The sequence below is a fragment of the Bacteroides sp. AM16-13 genome (genome assembly GCF_003602705.1).
Taxonomy (GTDB): Bacteria; Bacteroidota; Bacteroidia; order Bacteroidales; family Bacteroidaceae; genus Bacteroides; species Bacteroides xylanisolvens.
Map to the genome: position 1 here is coordinate 1 of NZ_QTLK01000086.1, position 341 is coordinate 341.

A 341-nucleotide genomic window follows, 5' to 3' on the forward strand; every position below is an offset into this window, starting at 1 on the left:
ACGTGTATGTGCGGCGTTTCCTCGTCCCTGTGCAGGTGAGCCGCCACGATGTTCTCCTTTCCGAACGTGTCGGCGAAGTATTTCAGATTGTCGGCGCACCACTCGTCCAAACGTCCCTCTTCCTTTATCCGCTTCATGTCCTCGTGCGTTCCCGATACGTTGATGCGGATAGCCCGTACTTGGTTGCTTCCGATTTTGCGTGTCAGCCCCGCTTCTTCCAATCTCCGCTGTATAGCCGCCGAACGGTCTTTCACCCCGTCGGGGTAGTCGATGAGCCTGCGGTTTAAGTACGTGCGTGTGGGGTCGGCGTTCTTCGGTATGATGAAACGCTCGATATGTGC

The 341-nt window shown here is 56.3% G+C and carries 1 protein-coding gene; it reads right to left on the bottom strand.

Annotation, left to right across the window (positions count from 1 at the left end; translation table 11 throughout):
• The coding region (mobV, locus tag DW173_RS23685; RefSeq protein WP_199722867.1) for a MobV family relaxase at positions 1 to 341 on the bottom strand (341 nt) is incomplete at both ends.